Consider the following 19,425-nt stretch of genomic DNA (forward strand, 5'->3'; position numbering starts at 1 on the left):
GGTTATTCTCCTCCCGAGAGGTCGACGGAGTGGCCGCCGCCATGGCTGTCGCCGGATTTGAGGGCTTGCGCAGCTGTCTGAGCGCCGTGAATGACGGTCTGATTGCGCTTGACGCGTTGGGCCCAGGCGGGCGGACCGCTCTCGCTCGCTGCTTGAGATGCGGCTCCATCGTTGGCGGCCTCGCCACTCCCGATGGTCCCCATCGTCGAGGAGCCGCCTGTGTTGGCGATGCCGGCTCGGGCACCGGAGGTGAAGCTCTCCCTCATTGCCCCCGCTGCCTGCGAAGTGGCGCGTCTGACGGGAGCTGCCGCCGCACCGGCAACAGCTCGGCCCGCACCACCGACACCGGACACGACACCGCCAGCGCCGGACCGACCAGCTGATGCGAGGCTGTAGGCGGAGGACATGCCGCCCGCCATCGCGGCACCACCACGTGCGGCGGCCGCAGCACCGGAGCTAGCTGCCATCGCTCCCCTTCCGGCCAAACCGAGCGCCGCGCCGCCGACCATCGCTGTGCCGGCAACGGCCAGACCCGTGCCGACGGCAGCGCCCGCGCCAAGCTGCGGCGCGCCGGAAACAAGCCCGGTCGCGATGCCGGGCCCGAAGATGCCGAGGCCCAGCATAGCGAGCGCCGCGAGCACGACAGAGAGCGCCTGCTCGATCGTCGGCTGGCCGCCGGCATAGGCGGTGGTGAACTGGGAGAAGAGCCCGGTGCCGATGCCGACGATAACAGCGAGCACCATGACCTTCACGCCTGACGCAACGACGTTGCCCAGCACCTTCTCCGCGAGGAAGGCGGTCTTGTTGAAAAGCGCAAACGGAATGAGGATGAAGCCAGCGAGCGTCGTCAGCTTGAACTCGATCAGCGTGACGAAGAGCTGCACCGCCAGAATGAAGAAGGCGATCAGCACCAGCAGCCAAGACACCATCAGCACCGCGATCTGGACGAAGTTGGCAAAGAAGCTGGTGAACCCCATCATCTGGCTTGCTGCGTCGAGCAGCGGTTGCCCAGCGTCGAGACCGACCTGCGCGAGTCGGCCTGGCCGCAGGAAGTCCGCAGCGGAGATCGATGAGCCACCTGCCTTCAGGCCGAGGCCGGCAAAGCTATTGAAAATGATCCCTGAGAGCTTGGTGAAGTTGGTGATGATGAAGGCAAAGAAACCGATGTAGAGGGTTTTCTTCGCCAGGCGCTGGAGGATGTCCTCGTCAGCGCCCCAGGCCCAGAACAGACCGGCCAACGTGATGTCGATGACGATCAACGTCGACGACAGGTAGGTGACCTCGCCCTTGATCAGGCCGAAACCCGAATCGATGTAGGTCGTGAAAGTATTGAGAAAGGTGTCGATGACGCCGACGTTGTTCACGGCTTCTCTCCCTTTGGAACAGCCGTCATCGGCTGAGTGGCCGGCGCGGCTTGCGGCAGACGTGGCCGCGCCGGCCTACCGAAGAAGCGCGCGCGGTTCTCCTTCCAAACCGCCTGGCAGTGCGGATCTTCGGCATCCTGGGGTCCAAGCTCGGCGCAGCGGAGCAGCTCGGCCGAGACGTCATCGGGAGTGGAGGCAGAGGGAGCGTCGGATACTGGCTGCTCAGCCGGACGCCGATGGATGACGTGCAGCGTGGCAAGGAAAATCGCGAACACGACGATCATCGCGCCTGCGCGAAGGATATCCGAGCGCTCCATAGTCGGTGCCTCAGTTGCCGCTAAACATGGTGACGTTGCCGGGCTGATAGCCGCTGCGTGTCGAGAAGATCTTGTATTGCTGCTGGCCTTGGGATTCGGTCGCGGTCACACGCGCCTGCTCCAGCGCATCCGCCCTCCCCTTAGCGGCGAGAACCGCGACAAGATCGGAAAGCTGCTGGGAATGCAGGGCCAGGAGCTGATTGCCGGCTTGAGCTGCCTGCAGGGCGCCGCTTGCCGACTGGCTGGCGGTAACCAGCGAGCTCATCGCGCTGGAGTTGGTCGAGATATTGCTGACGACGCCGGCCTGCACCTTCAGCGAATCCTCGAAGGCGCCCACAGAGTTCTGCCAACGACTTTGAGCTGCGGCAAACATTGTCGCGTTAGAACCCGTGGCCGCCGCCGTGCCGTACGTGCTGGAATACGTCGTCTGGATGCGCTCGACGTTAAAGGCGATGTTCTGGGCCTGGCTCAGCAGTGACTGGGTCCGGGCGACCTGTGCCTGAAGCTGGGTCAGCGTCGACAACGGAAGGTTGGCGAGGTTCTTTTCCTGATTCACCAGGCTCTGGGCCTGATTGTTCAGCATCTGGATCTGATTGTTGATCTGCTGCAGCTCGCGGGCTGCGGTCAGCACGTTCTGGCTGAAGTTGGTGGGATCGTAGACGATCCACTGCGCAATGGCCGGCCGCGTCACAAGCGGCGAGATCGGCAAGGCGAGCGAGAGAGTGGTCGCGGCGACCAAGCCTGCGCGCCGCGTCTTAAGAGCGGTCATGACTGCACCTCCAGGTTTGTCAGGTCGGGGATGAGATCGGCGGCCCAGAGCAGCTCGTGATCCGCGAGCCAGGCGGCCGTAAAATCGTCACGGCCGTGCTCGGCGAGCAGCCGTTCGATGGCGGCATGATCGGCCTTGGAGGACGCTGCGCAGAAGGCGAGCGCGACCGGCCCGAGGCCGAGCTCAAAGAGCCGATTGCCGCGGCGGGACTGGCAGTAATAGTCCCGCTTCGGCGTCGCTCGCGCGATGATCTCGATCTGGCGGTCGTTTAGGCCGAACCGCTGGTAGATGGCGGTGATCTGCGGCTCGATGGCGCGCTCGTTCGGCAGGAAGATGCGCGTCGGGCAACTCTCGACGATCGCCGGCGCGATATTGCTGCCGTCGATGTCAGAGAGCGATTGGGTGGCGAAGACGACGGAAGCGTTCTTCTTCCTCAATGTCTTCAGCCATTCCCGAAGCTGCTGGGCGAAGGCGGGATCGTCGAGGACGAGCCACCCCTCGTCGATGATGAGGAGGGTCGGCCGGCCGTCGAGCCGTCCCTCGATGCGATGGAAGAGGTAGGTGAGGACGGCGGGCGCAGCTCCAGCGCCAATCAAGCCCTCGGTCTCGAACGCTTGCACCGAGGCGAAGCCGAGCTCCTCGGCCTCCGCGTCGAGCAGGCGGCCGGAGGAGCCGCCGACACAATAAGGTTGCAGCGCCTGCTTGAGCGCGGCCGATTGCAACAGGACCGTCAGGCCGGTGATCGTCCGCTCCTCGACAGGCGAGGATGCCAGCGAGGTCAACGCCGACCAGACGTGCTCCTTCACGGTCGGATCGATGGTAACGCCTTCCTTGGCAAGGATCGCGGTCACCCACTCAGCAGCCCAGGCGCGCTCCGCTGCATCGCCGATGCGCGCGAGCGGCTGGAGCGCGACGGAATCCTCGGCGCTGTTCGACAGGCTGCCGCCGAGGTCGTGCCAATCGCCCCCCATGGCAAGCGCGGCCGTGCGGATCGAACCGCCGAAATCGAAAGCAAAAATCTGGCTCTTCCGGTAGCGGCGGAATTGAATCGCCATCAACGCCAGCAGCACAGACTTGCCGGCGCCGGTCGGGCCGACAATCAGGGTGTGGCCGACGTCGCCGACATGCAGCGAGAAGCGGAACGGGGTCGAGCCCTCGGTCTTGCCGAAGAAGAGCGGGGAGCTGCGGAAATGCTCGTCGCGGTCCGGCCCGGCCCAGACCGCCGAAAGCGGGATCATGTGGGCCAGGTTCAGTGTCGAGAGCGGCGGCTGGCGGACGTTGGCGTAGGCGTGCCCCGGCAGCGAGCCAAGCCAGGCTTCGAGCGCGTTCACCCCTTCCGGCATGCAGGTAAAGTCGCGACTCTGGATGACCTTCTCGACGAGGCGCAGCTTCTCGGCGGCAAGACCAGGATCCTCGTCCCAGACCGTGACGGTCGCGGTGATGTAGGCCTGACCTACGTCGTCGGTGCCGAGTTCCTGCAAGGCGAGATCGGCATCGGCGGCCTTGTTCGCCGCATCGCTATCGACCAGTGTCGAGGCCTCGTTGGTCATCACCTCCTTGACGATGGCAGCGATCGACTTTCGCTTGGCGAACCACTGCCGGCGGATCTTGGTCAGCAGCTGCACCGCTTCGGTCTTGTCGAGCAGGATCGCACGGGTCGACCAGCGGTAGGGAAAGGCAAGCCGGTTCAGCTCGTCGAGGATCCCGGGATGGGTCATGGTCGGAAAACCGACCAGGGTGAGCGTACGGAGGTGGTGGCGGCCGAGGCGCGGCTCGAGGCCGCCGGCGAGCGGTTCGTCCGCGAGCAACGCGTCGAGATGCATCGGCGTCTCGGGGACGCGGACGCGCTGTTGCCGGGTCGAGATGGTCGAATGCAGGTAGGTCAGCGTTTCGCCGTCATCGAGCCAGGCCACCTCGGGCATGAACCCTTCAACCAGTTGCAGGACGCGGTTGGTCCGATCGACGAAACCACGCAGCAGCTCGTGGGGTTCAACGCCGCTCTGCGCGCGACCCTCATAGAGCCAGCCCTCGATGCGCGAGGCGTCCTCGGCCGGCGGGAGCCAGACGAAGGTCAGGAAATAGCGGCTCTCGAAATGGGCGCCAGCCTCTTCGAAGGCGTCCCGTCGCTCCAGGTCGACCAGCGCTGACGCGGCGTCGGGAAAGGTGTTGTGCGGATAAGTCTGGGCAGCGATGCGCTGGGCCTCGACGAAAATCGCCCAGCCTGAGCCGAGACGGCGCAGCGCGTTGTTGAGACGGGCCGTCACGCCGACGAGCTCGGCGGGCGTCGCGCTGTCGAGGTCCGGACCACGGAAGCGCGCCGTGCGCTGGAACGCGCCGTCCTTGTTGAGGACGACGCCTTTCTCGACCAAGGCGGCCCAGGGCAGGAAGTCGGCGAGGCGGTGGGGATGGTTGCGGTATTCGGCGAGGTTCAGCATGGAAGCCTCACGCGCCAAGATAGGAGGGATAGCGGAGGTGACGTCGAACGACGTCCACGAACTGCGGGTCGCGCTTGGCGGCCCAGACCGCCGCGGCATGGCCCACGGCCCAAATCAGCGCGCCGGGAATCCAGAGGTGGAGGCCGAGCGCTATTGCCGCCGCCAACGTGCCGTTGGCGATCGCAACCGTGCGGGGCGCGCCGCCCATCAGGATCGGGTCGGTAAGCGCGCGATGGACTGGGGCGAAGAAGCCCGGCACTTCCGGATCGACGATTGCAGCCATCACACCAACGCTCCGCCAGAGAAGCTGAAGAAGGTCAGGAAGAAGCTCGACGCGGCGAACGCGATCGACAGGCCGAAGACGATCTGGATCAGCCGGCGGAAGCCGCCGGACGTATCTCCGAACGCGAGCGTCAGGCCGGTCACGGTGATGATGATGACCGACATGATCTTGGCGACCGGACCTTGCACCGACTCCAGGATCTGATTGAGCGGCGTCTCCCACGGCATTGAGGAGCCTGAAGCGTAGGCCGCGGGGGCAAAGGCGATGGAGATGAAGGCAATCGCCGCAAGCTCGGTGAAGCGACCGCGAACATGGCGGATCGCGGAAGGGAACTGGATCATGATGGCTCCTTGGAAAGCGAGGATTGGCCGCCCGTCTCGGCTGACTGGACGCGGTAATCGCCGGTGGCGGGATCGAGGCCGGCGACGAGAGCGAGTTCGGCGAGGCGGCGTTCGCTGCCACGGCCCCGCAGCACCGCGACGAGATCAATGGTCTCGGCGATCAGCGCCTTGGGAACGGTGAGGACGGCTTCCTGGATGAGCTGCTCGAGGCGACGAAGAGCGCCCAGCGCCGTGCCGGCGTGAATCGTTCCGATCCCGCCGGGGTGGCCCGTGCCCCAGGCTTTGAGGAGCTCCAGGGCTTCGCTGCCCCGTACCTCGCCGACCGGAATCCGGTCGGGGCGTAGTCGGAGGGAAGACCGAACCAGATCCGACAGGGACGCCACGCCGTCCTTGGTGCGCAGCGCGACCAGATTCGGGGCGCGGCACTGCAGCTCACGCGTATCCTCGATGAGGACCACACGATCGGTGGTGCCGGCGATCTCGGCCAGCAGTGCGTTTGTGAGGGTGGTCTTGCCGGTCGAGGTGCCGCCGGCGACGAGGATGTTTTTGCGGGCGGCGACGGCTTCGCGGAGCACGCCCGCCTGGTCGATGGTCATGATGCCGGCCGCCGCATAGTCGTCCAGCGTGAAAACAGCGACGGCCGGCTTGCGGATCGCAAAGGCCGGCGCCGCAACAACGGGCGGCAGAAGCCCCTCGAACCTCTCCCCCGTCTCGGGAAGCTCGGCCGAGACGCGCGGCTTCTCGGCATGCACCTCAGTGCCGACATGGTGCGCAACCAGGCGCACGATCCGCTCGCCGTCGGCGGCGGACATCGTTCGGCCGCTATCCTCCAGACCGCCGGACAGCCGGTCGATCCAGAGCCGACCGTCGGGGTTGAGCATCACCTCGACGATCGAGGGGTCTTCGAGGAAGGTCGCGATCGCGGGGCCAAGCGCGGTGCGCAGCATGCGCGCGCCACGCGAAAACGCTTCCGAATGAAGTGAAGTGCCCCCCACAATCGTCCCCCGTCGACAGCCAGTCGCGACAAGCGATTGGCCAACGGGGATGGATAGAAAAGGCAGGAAACGGGTTAGTTCAACAAGTATTCAGCCGTCGTAGGAATCAAGGGTAGAGCAGAGAAAAAATACTTGCTGTATCGAAGGCGTGCTGATCGAGCCTCTCACGACAAATCTCCACAATAGGGATTTATTGGCAATGCAAGGGGTCAAATTTGCAAACAATTGACATCGGTCCGGCGACTACCGATCACGAGGTCATCGCTAAGCTGCAAGTTGATAACGACAACCCGCCCGCCGCAAACGAAAACAAAGCGTGCAAATCAAAGCTCTGACCGCGTGCTTGCAGTGGGCGGGATGACGGCGCTCACATCGAAGATCAAACGTTGCACCACCTCCGCGGCGCCTAGCCTTCACCTTTGATGCGTCGATGCAAGCTTTCGGGCTTGAACGGCCCAAAAGCTTGCAGCTTTAGTCCCGGACCTTCGCTTAGTTCCAGCCTAGGCAAGAGCGCGGCGCCGTCGTCATTGTGTAATCTCGGCCGTGCCAAGCTTAGAGCGAGGAGCATGCAGTTTCAGTCAAACTTGTAGGACGCCTGCAGGAACGTGCCCCATCGTTCCATGCGATGGTCCGCAGGAAAGGGCCCGTGGGTAACAGGGGAGCGGTGCGCCTCCGTGGCTTGGGTGTCAATTCCTTTACGCTCATTTGGGGTCCACATGGCCCAATAACGGCCGCCGACGCCGAGGCTGAAGTTCTCAGTGATGAAGTAGGATAGGACTGCCTCAACCTGCACACCACCGCCACCACTCCCGCGTTGATCGGCGAAGGTCGTGAATTGACGCAGCAGATGGTTGTCGCGCCCGTGGAAGTCTGTCCACGGCAGGTAAGCAACATCGGCACTCACGCGCCAACGGTCGAGCAACATGGTCTCAGCGCTGAGGCCGATGCGCAGCGCATTCCAGTCAGTGTCTTGGCTGCCGATGATCCTTCTATCGCCTGGCGCAAGGCATGGATCAGACTTGGGGGCGGCGATCTGAACGCAGCCTATCGAGTCGGACTTCTGGCCGTAGTAGCTCCAGCCCATAAACCCACCGACCTTGTAGGTGCTGCCGCGGAGGAAATTGTATCCGGCATCGGCGGTGTAGTAGGTGAACCTTCCGTTGGCCTGACCCGATATCGTGTTGACGTAGGCGGTGGGGACACTCACGTACGGAGGGCGTAAGCCCCAATCTTCATCGTTCATATTTCCAGTGTTGAAGCGCCCGATTCCGATATTGCCCTTCAGGAAGATCCCCCAGGGGCTGTCCACACGTTCGAACAACTCACCCGAAATCCCATCGAGCCCATGATAGGAGAGTCTTGATACGAGATCACTGCTCCCGTGGTCCCATTGATACCTTCCTCGGCTTAACCACACCCGTGTGCCGCTTTCCAGCGACCACCGATCAGCGAGAGCAATCGGCGAGGCGCTGACCGTCGGCTTTGTCGGGTATAGCGGCGCATCTGACCATGCCGGTGTCCATGGGGCGGCGTCAAAATGGTAGTTCAGACCAAGCTTTCCGACGTGGTAGCTGCTGGATAGGCTAGTGATGTTGGCTGGGACCGTTGCCAACGGCGGATACCGTAGGGTCGGAGGGGTCGCCACGTTTGCTCCGCCGAACCTTAGATAGTCGTATTCAAGTGTCAGGGACCAAGCCGGCGTGAGCGCTTGCTCGACGCCTACCCCGATTGTGCCACCGACACGACCATAGTCGAAATGGGTGGCATTCTGTGGCGCCAAGTCACCGAATTCGTTGTTGTTGGTGACATCGCCGCGATTGTGCTGCCAGGCCACGCCCCCTTTGAGATAAGCTAGCGTGTGGCCCTGCGGTCCAAACGCATACCCCAGGCGACCCGTCCCGGTGACAAAAACGTTTGGACTGGCGTTGCAGTTCGCGCTCACCACCGAGCTGGAAACGGCAAGACAGGTGTTTTTACCGTCCGAGACAGCGCCACTAGCATCCAATTCAAGGCCAAAAACCCAGCGCTCCCTCTGCCAGTTGTAGCCGATCTGACCTCCGGCCAGGAACACGGGGGTGTGGACAACGTCCCCATAGAGTGACGGACCATAGGGATCACTGAATGATGTCAGCCCGTAGCCCCCGCCGACGTGCCCGCCGATATACCCGCCGGTCCAGTTCCAGACGGCGGGTGGGACCTTTACTGCCGGCTTAAGATCGGCCGAATTGACGGTACCGCCTGCAACGAGCGCAGCTGTTGCGATTCCGCAAAAAAGAAGTTCAGATCGCATTTCACCTCACGAACACATGACGCGCGCCAATTTGCAACGAAGGCCCAATAGCCGAAGTTGTTGGCTCCGCTTCCCCGGCGCTTGTGGTGTGCAGGATCTAGGCCAGCGGACGCAATGCGCATTCCCTGCGGTTTTTCGATCGCGATGTTTTCTTCGTAACAAGATCGGTAGATTTTGAAACAAGCCGCGCGTCTGAGGTGGAACACAAGGCGCATGCTGCACGCCGGCTCAGACCGATCGAATAGGTGAATGCGCCTGCGGAGAGTTCTCCTCTTGCTCCAGGCATCCTCGCCGGCGCAATAGGCAACCGTGTTGAGCTGTTAGCTGTAGTACCTGTGATTCCGTCAGAGTGGTTCAAGGCCGAAATCTTCTGCTTGCTGGTGAGCGCTTAGCCGCAACCTATTGATGCTGGCTTGACGTTTTGCGGAGTCGCCATGGCATGAGGTCTTCGATTCGACTTTGGGGATGGCGGGCGATGATCGCCTCGAGGGTTTGGGCGATGTAGGGTCCGCAATCAAGCCCGTGTCATCATCTGACGTCATCCTGGCGAGAGCTTAGCGCGGCCGGGCAGTGCAACGAAGATCGAGAGCGAGCCGGATCTCTACCTCGTCTCCATTGAGTTCTTCACATTTAGAACGGACTGACACCCACATCAGGACTCCGGCGGCGAGTTGGGCATGTCCTCCAAAATCTCCTGCCGCAGTTTCGGGCCCTGATTGAGTCGCCGGCCCAACGCGGCGACGAAGTTATCATAGCGCGCTCCGGCTTGTGCCCGCGCGGCCTTTGCAGCCGGTTCGGGGAGTGGCGGTGTTGTCGTCAGCCAGAAGCGGATGAAGAGGGCGATGGTCTCGACTGAAATCCCGACATCCCGCTCAAGGCGAGCGATCCGGCGGTCGATTTGGTCGAGTCGCTTGGCAATAGCGGCCTCCCGCCGCTCGTCGGCGTCCGGCGACAGAAAGGACGCAATGGCGGCTTCGGCAATAAGCGACAGCGATTGCTCGCGCCGAGCGGCATAGGCCGACAGCGCCTTCATGACATCAGGATCGAGATAGACCGACATCTGGGTTTTTTTCTTCGGAGCGGTCATGTCCACCTCACAGTCCGAGATCGTCACCAGGATCGAGCGAGGCTTGGCGTGCGACGCCTTGCATCATGTCGTTCATGCGCCGGATCCGCGGGGCATCTTCATCGAACTCGTCGGCGAAGTCAGACGCGAACTCGTTGTCGACCGACTCCTTGTTATCCACCATCTCTTGGTCTAGTTCCGGATGACGCCGGCGATCCGCGGTCTTGGGGTCATCGTCATCCGTCTGGTCGTCGGTCGGCGCCTGCACTGCTATTGGGCGCGGCGGCACCGGTCGTGAGCTCCAGTCGTCCAGCCTGCCGTCGTTGGCCTTGGTCAGCCTCGGCGGTTCCAGGATGCGCTCCTGGAAGCGCCCGTCCTCGTAATAGCGCGCTTTCTTGGCCCGAATCGGATGAAGACCCGACATCATGACGATCTCATCGGATGGTGGGAGTTGCATCATCTCGCCCGGCGTCAGCAGCGGACGGGCGGTCTCCGACCGCGACACCATCAGGTGCCCCAGCCAAGGCGCGAGCCGGCTACCGGCATAGTTCTTCATCGCTTTCATCTCCGTCGCCATACCGAGTGCATCAGACACCCGCTTCGCCGTCCGCTCGTCATTGGTCGCAAAGCTGACCCGGACGTGACAATTGTCGAGGATCGAGTTGTTGGGCCCGTAGGCCTTTTCGATTTGGTTCAGCGACTGGGCGATCAGAAAGCTCTTGATGCCGTAACCCGCCATGAAGGCTAGCGCCGACTCGAAGAAGTCGAGCCGGCCGAGCGCCGGGAATTCGTCAAGCATCAGGAGAAGGCGACGCCGACCGGCCTTGGCCTGCAGATCCTCGGTCAAGCGGCGGCCGATCTGGTTGAGGATCAGGCGGATCAACGGCTTTGTGCGGTTGATGTCCGATGGCGGCACGACGAGGTACAGCGTGGCCGCTCGCTCTCCCCCGACGATGTCGGTGATCCGCCAGTCACAGCGCCGCGTCACCTCCGCCACCACGGGGTCTCGGTAGAGGCCCAGGAACGACATCGCGGTGCTCAAGACGCCAGAGCGTTCGTTGCCGGACTTGTTCAGCAGCTCCCGCGCGGCGGACGCGACCACAGGATGGACGCCGGCCTCACCCAGATGCGGCGTCCGCATCATCGCGGCAAGCGTCGACTCGATCGGCCGCTTGGGATCGGACAGAAAGGCTGCGACGCCAGCGAGCGTCTTGTCTTCCTCCGCGTAGAGGACATGGAGGATGGCGCCGACCAGGAGCGCGTGACTGGTTTTCTCCCAGTGGTTCCGCTTCTCGAGGCTGCCCTCTGGATCGACGAGGATGTCGGCTATATTCTGGACGTCGCGCACCTCCCACTCGCCGCGGCGGACCTCGAGCAACGGGTTATAGGCTGACGACTTTGCGTTGGTCGGATCGAACAGAAGGACTCGGCCGTGGTGGCTGCGGAAACCGGCGGTGAGCTGCCAGTTCTCGCCCTTGATGTCGTGAACGATCGCCGAGCCCTTCCAAGTCAAGAGCGAAGGGATGACAAGTCCGACGCCCTTGCCGGATCTCGTGGGAGCGAAGCACAGGACATGCTCCGGTCCATCATGGCGAAGATAGGCACGCTCGAACCGGCCGAGCACGACGCCGTCTGGTCCGAGCAGACCTGCCTGCTCGATCTCCTTTGCCTCCGCCCATCGCGCGGAGCCATAGGTCTCGGCATTCTCTGCCTCGCGGGCGCGCCAGACTGACATGCCGGTCGCAACGGCTGCGGCGATGATGCCGCCGGATGCCGCGATGAAGGCGCCCTCGGTGAAGATTGAGGGCGCATAGGCATCGTAAGCGTACCACCACCAGAAGAAGGCCGGCGGGAGATAGAAGGGAAAATGGAGCAGCTCGAACCAGGGCTGCCCGAGTTGCGGCTGGAAGCCAAGCCGCCAGGCTGTCCACTCCGTCGCGGCCCAGATCGTCAGCACGACGATCGCAAACACCGTGACGACCTGCCCCCAGAGAATCTTGGTCGCGGACATGGGCTGCCCTCTCCTGACGTAGGTGATTGGAAGGATCGCTCACAAGCCGAATCCCCGGTTGCGCCCAAAACCCCAGTCGACGCTCCGCGCGCATTCCTCCCATTCGTTGACCCAGGAGAACTGGTGGCGCCGCCAATGCTCGCCCTGCCGGATGCTGGTACGGATCACGGTCGCTTGCAGACGGGTCAGTGCGCCCTTCAAGAGCTTGTATTCGCGGGCACCAGTTTGCCGGCCGACTGCGGTCAGAAGCTGGTAAGGTGTGAACCGCAGGAAGCGCGAGGTCTCCAGACCAAGATTCTCGGCCTCGACAATCTGGCTCGCCGCCCAAATGAGCACGTCGGCATCCCAAATGGTCGCCATACCATGCTCAGGAACCGCATAGACTTCGACACACACGTCGCCAGCCTGGTAGTGGATCGGCCTCGTCCGCTTGGCCTTCGCGAGCGAAAAGAATGGCCGCTCCATCAGGTCGCGCTGATCGCGCGGACTGGCGTCGCCAGTGGCGACAACGAACGGGTCGAGCTTGCTTCGCTCGCTGGGCGTGATGAGGCGGCGCGACGACATGGGCGGGATGCCTCAGCGATGCGCGTTGCCGGCAGCGCGGGCCTCGAGATAGCGAGGATCCGACGTTGAATTGCAGGCGGCCTGATCGGCCCAGGCTTCGAGATCGCCGATGGCGTAGACGACGCGGCCGCCGAGCTTGCGAAAGGTCGGGCCATTGCCATGGCAGCGGTACTTCTCCAGCGTGCGCGGCGAGATGCCGAGGAGGCGCGCGGCCTCGGGGGTGCGCACGTAGCGGGTGGCGAGTTGCGCGGGCCTGTCGAGCATGGGAGTTCTCCGTCTTGCCTCGAAGCGCCGCGGCCAAATCGCGGCATGTCGGGGCCAGAGTGGCGGAGAGTTCAGGCGTTGGGGGTGGACGAAAATTGACGTGCGTTTGTGTCCCCCCATCGTCGCAACCAGGCGAAGCCAGGCGCTAACAGCGGCGCGGGTTAAGTCATCGGGACGCTGGCTTGGAGGATTGGGGCCGCTCACAGGCCGCGTAGAAGTTTCAGATAACCGCGCTCGACCAGGGCGATCGAATCATGAATGAGGCGGTTCGCCTTACGGCGAGCATGCGAATCCTTCCACTCGACCGAACGACGGTGAGCGTGGTCGGACGCGAGCACCTTCGCTGCCACGTCGCGCGGGCCGCCACCCAGATCGTGAACGTCGAAGGCGTGAAGAAGCTGTGTCAGTCGCCGTTTCTGAAACGACGTCAGCCGCAGCGCCGCCGGCAGAAGGCCGGTGCGTTCGCCAGCAAGGTGGCGGGCGAAGTGTAGCGCCACGTCGGCGCGCAGTTCGCCCATACTGTCGAGCGGCACAAGCACCGCAGGGCAGCGCGCGGCTCGCTCGTCGCCCAAACGGACATGGAGCTCACCCGAGCCGTCTGTGACAACCAGCTCGCGACCGTAAGCATCCGTCCGCTCGACGATCGGCAGTCCGAAAGCGTTGCGATCAATCGAATGAACGGTCTCGAAGTCCGGCGGCGCGGGCGTCAGGATCAATGTGCCCGGTGATGCCTCGGGAAGCCAAATGGCTGGTTCGGGCCCAACCGGAGAGGCGGGGTCATGGGCGACACCGCAACCTCCATCGACGTGCGAAACTGGTTCGGATGGTTTCGGGATCAGCGCCCTCGCGCGCGATCTGGCGTTCAGCACGGACGAAATCGCGGCGATAGTCGGCGTTGCGCCGCAGAAACTCAAGGGCAAAACCCGGACGCTCAAGGCGATTCAGGCGTTCAATGGTCTCGGGCGCCCGCCAATACTGGGTCGGCATGGTCTTCTCGTCTTTCGTTCTGTGCCCCGCACCACGAATCCAGAAAGACGCTACAAGAAACTAGACCCTTAGGCTGCATCACGCGAGGCCGCAATTTGTGTGATCGGACGCAAGTTCACTGCATCCGCGGCAGCAAAAGGTCCCGATATCCGGCTTCCGACATCCATCGCGCACGGGCGAGATGGCTGTCGTGGACGATCTTGGCACGATCCGGTTCGCGTGCGGGGTCGAGGCCGAAGATCACGCTGACCACCTCACGCCAGTCGGCCCCCTCCTCCTCCGCCATTAACAACCTAACGTAAATTGCAAGATGTTTCTCGTCGTAGGCGTTGACGCGATCGGTTATTGGCGGGCTGTCCTGGAATGGCGCCTCGTTCATTGGAATTGCCCCTCGGCACGGATGCAGCGATTGGAACTCATCTAAGCCCCGGAACTTTGCAAGCTGGGAAACCGTCGCACGCGATTTGTGCCGTGATGCGTAAATCGCATCGCGGCGCTCCCCGGAAGTGGCAAACTCGACCCAAGCCAGATGTCGGTGTTCGAGGTTTCGCGAATCGGCGAGCGATCGAATCCAAACCATCATTTGCGTGCATAGGTGTGTCTCAGGTTTGTGAACTGACGGGAAAAGGTGAGAGGATTGCGTACTGAGTCGTTTTCCGAATGGAGGACGAACTGCGCCGCATTCCACTTAGTCGACGGTCGCATGTGACCGGGTTCCAAGCTCTCGACCGGGATGGCCGAGCATGAGAGCGCTCTTGAACGGGACTTCGTGACGCTCGCAAGCTTCATGGACGCGAGCGCGGTGGTGACGGCACAGCCGGTAACAATCCACTTCCAGCATGAGGGACGCCGGCGGCGATACACACCGGACTTTCGCGCCGACTCGGGCGACGACCATTGCGAGATCGTCGAGATCAAATGCCGGCCTGACCTCCGAGCTGGCTGCTCCGCTTTCGGCCGGCCTTTTGCGGCTGCGCGAAACTGGGCACATTGCAATGGCGCGCGCCTCAGGATCGCAACCGAACGCCGCATTCGATATCGGCAGCTCGATAATGCAACGCGGTTGCTGCCGCTCAGGAGCGCGCCTGTCGATACGGTGTTGGCCGAACGGGCGGTCGCACATGCCTGCGCACGTGCGGTCAGCTTTGGCGATTTGATCGATGCGCTGCCGATCTCGCGTGAGGCAAGCCTTGCGGTGGTCTCGCGGCTCATCGCACGTGGCGCGCTCATTGTCGATTTGACGATGCCGATTACCTCCAAGTCACGAGTGACGGCCGGAGCGTTCCCCCGCGTAGATTGTCGAGAATACTCCGTGGTGAAATACTCTTCAATAGACCTCTCTCGTATCCATGGCGATACGGGAGATACTGGCGCTGAATTTGATAAAGTACCGACAGGCTGCAGGCCTGTCTCAGGAGGAACTCGCCCACCGTGCCGATATAGACCGCACGTACATCAGTTCGATTGAACGCTGCAAATATGCAGCCAGCATCGATGTTCTCGATCGACTTGCCCGTGAACTGGGGGTTGAAGCAGCGGATCTCCTGCAAAAGAGAACCCGCGCGCCACGTGCGAAGCGGGGCACCTAACCAATAGAGAAGTGTGTACCCGAGCGGGGTCTTCTCTCGCTGCCGCGGCTCAAAGCCTGCTGCTCCCCAAAACCACAAATGGACCTACCCACCACCAGATTCCTGACTTCTGCCAACCAAGCCAGTTCGCGAAACCTGGGACGAGTTCACGAAACCTCGGACCAGTTCGCGAAGCCACGGACATCGACACTAGAACCTATCTCAAAATTGTCGAAACAGGATCAGCAGGCAAGCGAGCTGGACGAAGCCGAGGAAGTTTTGCGGATAGAACTCCCAGCGGACCAGCAGGCGCCGCCGCCACTGTATCCAGGCGAAGAAGCGTTTCGACCAGCCAACGCCGAGTATAACGACGGAGCCTGCGGCCGTCCTGGGTGAGCGACCGCACTCGGTTTGAACGATGTGGCGCGATCATCTCGATGCCTTGTGACCGCAGTTCATCGTCGAGCCCATCGCTGTCATAGGCGCGGTCGCCGATCAGGTTCTCTGGCTTGGCCTCGATCATGTAGAAGGGGGGGGGGGGGGGGGGGGGGGGGGGGGGGGGGGGGGGGGGGGGGGGGGGGGGGGGGGGGGGGGGGGGGGGGGGGGGGGGGGGGGGGGGGGGGGGGGGGGGGGGGGGGGGGGGGGGGGGGGGGGGGGGGGGGGGGGGGGGGGGGGGGGGGGGGGGGGGGGGGGGGGGGGGGGGGGGGGGGGGGGGGGGGGGGGGGGGGGGGGGGGGGGGGGGGGGGGGGGGGGGGGGGGGGGGGGGGGGGGGGGGGGGGGGGGGGGGGGGGGGGGGGGGGGGGGGGGGGGGGGGGGGGGGGGGGGGGGGGGGGGGGGGGGGGGGGGGGGGGGGGGGGGGGGGGGGGGGGGGGGGGGGGGGGGGGGGGGGGGGGGGGGGGGGGGGGGGGGGGGGGGGGGGGGGGGGGGGGGGGGGGGGGGGGGGTGCTCTTCCGGAAAGTGTCTCCGGATGCGCTCCCATTGCTCGTCCGTCAGCCGAATCATCTTTCCTTTATAGCCGATCGACGCTGATCTTCAATTTTGAGATAGGTTCTAGACGATATCCGGCGGATCCGGTGAAGCCGTTACACGACCAGCGGTCGTCATCCGACGAACCACGCGTTATCTATATAGGCTCACCGTGCCCTCTGACAGCATGATGTGGCGGCCAGGCGCTGACCACGGACAGAAGCATGAGCTCGGCGGCGTGACGTTCACTCGGGGGCTGACATCATCGGGCCCATTACAGAAGGCGGCGTACTCATTTAGCGGCTGGCCGCCTGACGTCCGCTTACGCCCCAACAGCGGCGGAGGAGCAGCAATGTCTTAATGTCTCAAAACCAGCCCTACCCGCCGGGGCGGCGTCCGCTTGAAGCAGAACGCAGCTTGGCACGCATCAATCCGCTATAGTCACGCGCAGATGGCTAAATTGACCTTTGCCCGCATCGGCTGCGGTAGCCCATACATGCACGAGCGCCAGAGCCACTCGAGAGGACCGAATCGATAGCGGCGCAGCCACCACGCGCTGAACACCACCTGTGCGCCATACAAGAAAATGCCGATCGCCAGTGTCGCGGCCACCCCGAGGCGGCCAAATTGGCATAGACCATAGCCGTAAAAGATCCAGCCGCAGATCACAGATTGCGCCAGATAGTTGGTGAGCGCCATGCGGCCAAGCGGTGCGGCCCAGCCCAGCATCCTCCGCCCGCCCGCGAGGTTCACAGCCGCGATGACTGCGGCCGCATAACCGAGAGCTAACACGACCGCCCCCAGCTGTTCTACCGGAAAATGCGCGCGCCCGAGCGACGGCCAATCGAAGAGCTCATGTCCTGCTGCCGCGAGACTCAATCCGCCGCCGAGAAGAATGCCAGAGGTTGCGACGACGAACAGCAGGCGCCGGTTCGCCGAAGCCCGATGCAAAACCCCGCTGCGCCACGCGAAGGCGCCGACCAGGAACACCGCGACAGTATGAGGAAAGAACATGATCTGCAGCGGAAAAATCACCGTCACCTCGCGGATCCGGAACGCGAGCACATCGAAAAATCCACCCGTGCCGTAGGCACGTGTGGCGTCCGCGGCAAGAGCGGCCATCTCGGCTGCACCCGGCAGCGGCACGATCAACGGTAACAGCAGCAGCATGGTCGTGTCGAGCCCCAGGAGCAGCAGGGCTGCACCCGCTATGAGCCACCGCGCGCCGCCGAGGAAGGGCAGCACCACGAGGCCGGCCAGCGCATATTCGACCAGAATGTCGCCGTCCCAGATCAAATAGCGATGCACCAGGCCAATCGCCAGCAACACCACCAGCCTGCGCACGAGCAAGATCATGCGCTGTGGATTGCCGCCAAGCCGCTCGAATTGGATGGCGAGGCCGACGCCGAACAGCAGCGAGAACAGCGCAACCGCCTTGGAGCCGACGGCGACCGTCAGCACAGCCTGGACCGCCCAGTCGAGCGACCCCGAGTTCGGCAAGAACGGCGCGAAGATGGAGACCCGAAATGCGGTCACGATGTTCATGGCGAGCACGCCGAACAGGGCCAAGCCCCGCAGCACGTCAATCGCGTCGAGCCGTTCCGACGGGGTCATAGGCTTTGGAGGCGCGTCACTCGCCGTTGGCGCGGGGCGCGAGCCGATGCTTCCGCCGGTCATTGCAGGACTCCCCGATTTCCGATGGAGAGATTTAGAATCCCGCCTCGTGCCGCATCAAACTACCTGAATTGGGGGGCTGACTCGAACCGTGACAAATTGATTCACTGCCAACGCGCGAGGAAATAAACATGAACTTGGATTAGCCGAAATTGCTCCAATGGCTCAACTTGATCTCCCGGTATTGCCGCGGGTGTTGTTTCGGTACCGTTCGATAGCAGACGAGACCATCAAACGCGAAATCTCTGCGAATACGGAGCATTGTCCGAATTTCGGCGTTTGAAACGATCCGATGGAAGGATTCTTCCAACCAGACGTTCCGAAGTTTATCGACACCGCGGGGTGGACTAAGGGTGTTCTCCGCAGCAAGCCCAAAATTGGAATTTGTTGCTTTAGCGACACAAACGACAACGAACTAATGTGGGAGCATCACACTGCCAACTATTCTGGGATTTGCGTCGCATACTTGGCGGAACGCTTGATCGCCGGGACTCTTGATGATGTTCATCTTGTGCAACTTGCATAGTCACAACCGCAGCGGCGTGGCGAGGTGTTATGTCTGAACTAGCTGCCTCGTTACCCGCCTGAACCTTCGCTTGTCACTCGACAGCGGACATTACCGCCCCCTACGCGAAAGTCTGCCACGGGCCATGTGTGGACGGCTCCGGGTGGCAAGGAGAATCTTCACGTCGTAGGATTGGTCGGAGCAGCCATGTGTTCGGCCTGTTTGCGCGGTACCAATGACCGCTGGCCATAATGCCCTCCGCGGATCAGGTCCCGGTCAAAAGCACGCATTCGAGTGGGGTGTCCTGATCGCCGGATCGACCGGCACTGCATTACGTGCTGTTCGCCCTCCCAACCGTTACGTCACGCCGGCGATGTCGGCGCGATCTCGTTTAGGCCGCCAGCGCGGCCGGCTCCTGGTAGCGTTCGTTCCTCGCCATCATCGCCCAGGCCATTCTGGCGAGCTTGTTGGCAAGCGCGATGGCCGCGACCTTGGTGGGCCGGCGGGCCAACAATCGCGTGAGCCATGGCCGATGATCGGTGCCATGGATCTTGGCGTAGCGGATTACGGCGAGCGCGCCAGCCGTGAACAGGCTACGCAAATAGCGATCGCCCTGCTTGCTGATGCTGCCAAGCCTGTCTTTGCCCCCGCTCGAGCTCTGCTTTGGCACGAGACCAACCCAGGCCGAGAAGTCTCGCCCGGATCGGAAGGCTTTAGGATCGGCACGGTCGAACTCCAGGATCTGGGCCTTCAGCGCGCGCAATTGACTGCCAAGAGCAGCAAGGCACATCCGGGCGGACGCGGCTGGTCCGAATCACTACCGAGCTTTCCAACCAGATCCGCGGCGTCATGAAGACCTTCGGTCTGCTCGTTCCCGCCGGAAAGGGAAGCACCTTCGAGAAGAATGTGCGGAGCCTTCTTGCCGACCAGGACAGACTTGCATCTATCGTGCTGCCGATGCTGGAAGCCTGGCGCGGCATCGCCTCCACGCCGCCGAAGTCGGACGCCAATTGGTGCGGGACGCGC

At 63.3% G+C, this 19,425-nt stretch carries 18 protein-coding genes and 3 pseudogenes; 3 read left to right on the top strand and 18 right to left on the bottom strand.

Features of this window, described 5'->3' with window-relative positions; all coding sequences use genetic code 11:
• Positions 1-2: 2 nt before the first annotated feature.
• The 15 genes and pseudogenes from trbL to WN73_RS14195 all read right to left on the bottom strand — a co-directional run bounded on the left by trbL (position 3) and on the right by WN73_RS14195 (position 14,065).
• The gene (trbL, locus tag WN73_RS14125; RefSeq protein WP_271553328.1) at positions 3-1,364 is read right to left on the bottom strand and encodes a P-type conjugative transfer protein TrbL; all 1,362 of its coding nucleotides are present in this window, start codon (positions 1,362-1,364) and stop codon (positions 3-5) included.
• Positions 1,361-1,681 (bottom strand): putative entry exclusion protein TrbK-alt, encoded by a 321-nt coding sequence (gene trbK-alt / locus WN73_RS14130; RefSeq protein ID WP_271553329.1) that lies wholly within the window; start codon positions 1,679-1,681, stop codon positions 1,361-1,363. The genes trbL and trbK-alt overlap by 4 nt, the downstream gene beginning before the upstream one ends.
• A gap of 10 nt (positions 1,682-1,691) precedes the next feature.
• Complete coding sequence (gene trbJ, locus WN73_RS14135; RefSeq protein ID WP_271553330.1) at positions 1,692-2,450, bottom strand: P-type conjugative transfer protein TrbJ; 759 nt, start codon at positions 2,448-2,450, stop codon at positions 1,692-1,694.
• Positions 2,447-4,885, bottom strand: coding sequence for a conjugal transfer protein TrbE (trbE, locus tag WN73_RS14140; protein ID WP_271553331.1), 2,439 nt, complete (start codon positions 4,883-4,885; stop codon positions 2,447-2,449). Before trbE ends, trbJ begins: the two co-directional genes overlap by 4 nt.
• A 7-nt stretch (positions 4,886-4,892) precedes the next feature.
• The gene (locus tag WN73_RS14145; protein WP_161532511.1) at positions 4,893-5,168 is read right to left on the bottom strand and encodes a VirB3 family type IV secretion system protein; all 276 of its coding nucleotides are present in this window, start codon (positions 5,166-5,168) and stop codon (positions 4,893-4,895) included.
• Positions 5,168-5,509, bottom strand: a complete 342-nt coding sequence (locus tag WN73_RS14150; RefSeq protein WP_161532512.1) for a TrbC/VirB2 family protein — start codon at positions 5,507-5,509, stop codon at positions 5,168-5,170. Before WN73_RS14150 ends, WN73_RS14145 begins: the two co-directional genes overlap by 1 nt.
• Complete coding sequence (gene trbB, locus WN73_RS14155) at positions 5,506-6,456, bottom strand: P-type conjugative transfer ATPase TrbB (protein WP_442870091.1); 951 nt, start codon at positions 6,454-6,456, stop codon at positions 5,506-5,508. The genes WN73_RS14150 and trbB overlap by 4 nt, the downstream gene beginning before the upstream one ends.
• A gap of 622 nt (positions 6,457-7,078) precedes the next feature.
• On the bottom strand, positions 7,079-8,794 hold the full coding sequence (locus WN73_RS14160) for an outer membrane beta-barrel protein (RefSeq protein WP_271553335.1): 1,716 nt from the start codon (positions 8,792-8,794) through the stop codon (positions 7,079-7,081).
• A gap of 652 nt (positions 8,795-9,446) precedes the next feature.
• Entirely contained in the window at positions 9,447-9,881 is a 435-nt protein-coding gene (locus WN73_RS14165; RefSeq protein WP_271553337.1) for a CopG family ribbon-helix-helix protein, read from the bottom strand.
• 7 nt (positions 9,882-9,888) lie between these two features.
• Positions 9,889-11,871 carry a conjugal transfer protein TraG gene (locus WN73_RS14170; RefSeq protein ID WP_271553339.1) on the bottom strand — a complete coding sequence of 661 codons (1,983 nt, stop codon included), beginning with the start codon at positions 11,869-11,871 and terminating at the stop codon, positions 9,889-9,891.
• Between the two features lie 90 nt (positions 11,872-11,961).
• Positions 11,962-12,435, bottom strand: a pseudogene (locus WN73_RS14175) (replication initiator protein A); the annotation flags it as partial.
• A 12-nt stretch (positions 12,436-12,447) separates the two neighbouring features.
• A complete protein-coding gene (locus tag WN73_RS14180; protein WP_271553340.1) occupies positions 12,448-12,699 on the bottom strand; it encodes a helix-turn-helix transcriptional regulator in 252 nt (83 codons plus the stop codon).
• Positions 12,700-12,899: 200 nt separating this feature from the next.
• On the bottom strand, positions 12,900-13,415 hold the full coding sequence (locus tag WN73_RS14185; protein ID WP_271553341.1) for a DUF2285 domain-containing protein: 516 nt from the start codon (positions 13,413-13,415) through the stop codon (positions 12,900-12,902).
• Between the two features lie 61 nt (positions 13,416-13,476).
• Positions 13,477-13,686, bottom strand: a complete 210-nt coding sequence (locus WN73_RS14190) for a transcriptional regulator domain-containing protein (RefSeq protein ID WP_164940691.1) — start codon at positions 13,684-13,686, stop codon at positions 13,477-13,479.
• 115 nt (positions 13,687-13,801) lie between these two features.
• A complete protein-coding gene (locus tag WN73_RS14195) occupies positions 13,802-14,065 on the bottom strand; it encodes a DUF2285 domain-containing protein (RefSeq protein WP_271553344.1) in 264 nt (87 codons plus the stop codon).
• Positions 14,066-14,419: 354 nt separating this feature from the next.
• On the opposite strand from WN73_RS14195, the gene WN73_RS14200 reads away from it, so the two are divergent.
• Both WN73_RS14200 and WN73_RS14205 read left to right on the top strand, forming a co-directional pair.
• Entirely contained in the window at positions 14,420-15,154 is a 735-nt protein-coding gene (locus WN73_RS14200; RefSeq protein WP_271553352.1) for a TnsA endonuclease N-terminal domain-containing protein, read from the top strand.
• Positions 15,066-15,275, top strand: a complete 210-nt coding sequence (locus tag WN73_RS14205; protein ID WP_271553351.1) for a helix-turn-helix transcriptional regulator — start codon at positions 15,066-15,068, stop codon at positions 15,273-15,275. Before WN73_RS14200 ends, WN73_RS14205 begins: the two co-directional genes overlap by 89 nt.
• Positions 15,276-15,476: 201 nt before the next feature.
• On the opposite strand, the pseudogene WN73_RS14210 reads toward WN73_RS14205, so the two are convergent.
• The 3 genes and pseudogenes from WN73_RS14210 to WN73_RS14220 all read right to left on the bottom strand — a co-directional run.
• Positions 15,477-15,762, bottom strand: a pseudogene (locus WN73_RS14210) (transposase); the annotation flags it as partial.
• An 899-nt stretch (positions 15,763-16,661) separates the two neighbouring features.
• The gene (locus WN73_RS14215) at positions 16,662-17,897 is read right to left on the bottom strand and encodes a DUF418 domain-containing protein (protein WP_271553346.1); all 1,236 of its coding nucleotides are present in this window, start codon (positions 17,895-17,897) and stop codon (positions 16,662-16,664) included.
• 893 nt (positions 17,898-18,790) lie between these two features.
• The gene (locus WN73_RS14220) at positions 18,791-19,162 is read right to left on the bottom strand and encodes a transposase (protein WP_271553349.1); all 372 of its coding nucleotides are present in this window, start codon (positions 19,160-19,162) and stop codon (positions 18,791-18,793) included.
• A gap of 26 nt (positions 19,163-19,188) precedes the next feature.
• On the opposite strand from WN73_RS14220, the pseudogene WN73_RS44635 reads away from it, so the two are divergent.
• Positions 19,189-19,425, top strand: a pseudogene (locus WN73_RS44635) (IS110 family transposase); the annotation flags it as partial.

The organism is Bradyrhizobium sp. CCBAU 45394 (assembly GCF_028128655.1).
GTDB lineage: Bacteria > Pseudomonadota > Alphaproteobacteria > Rhizobiales > Xanthobacteraceae > Bradyrhizobium > Bradyrhizobium diazoefficiens.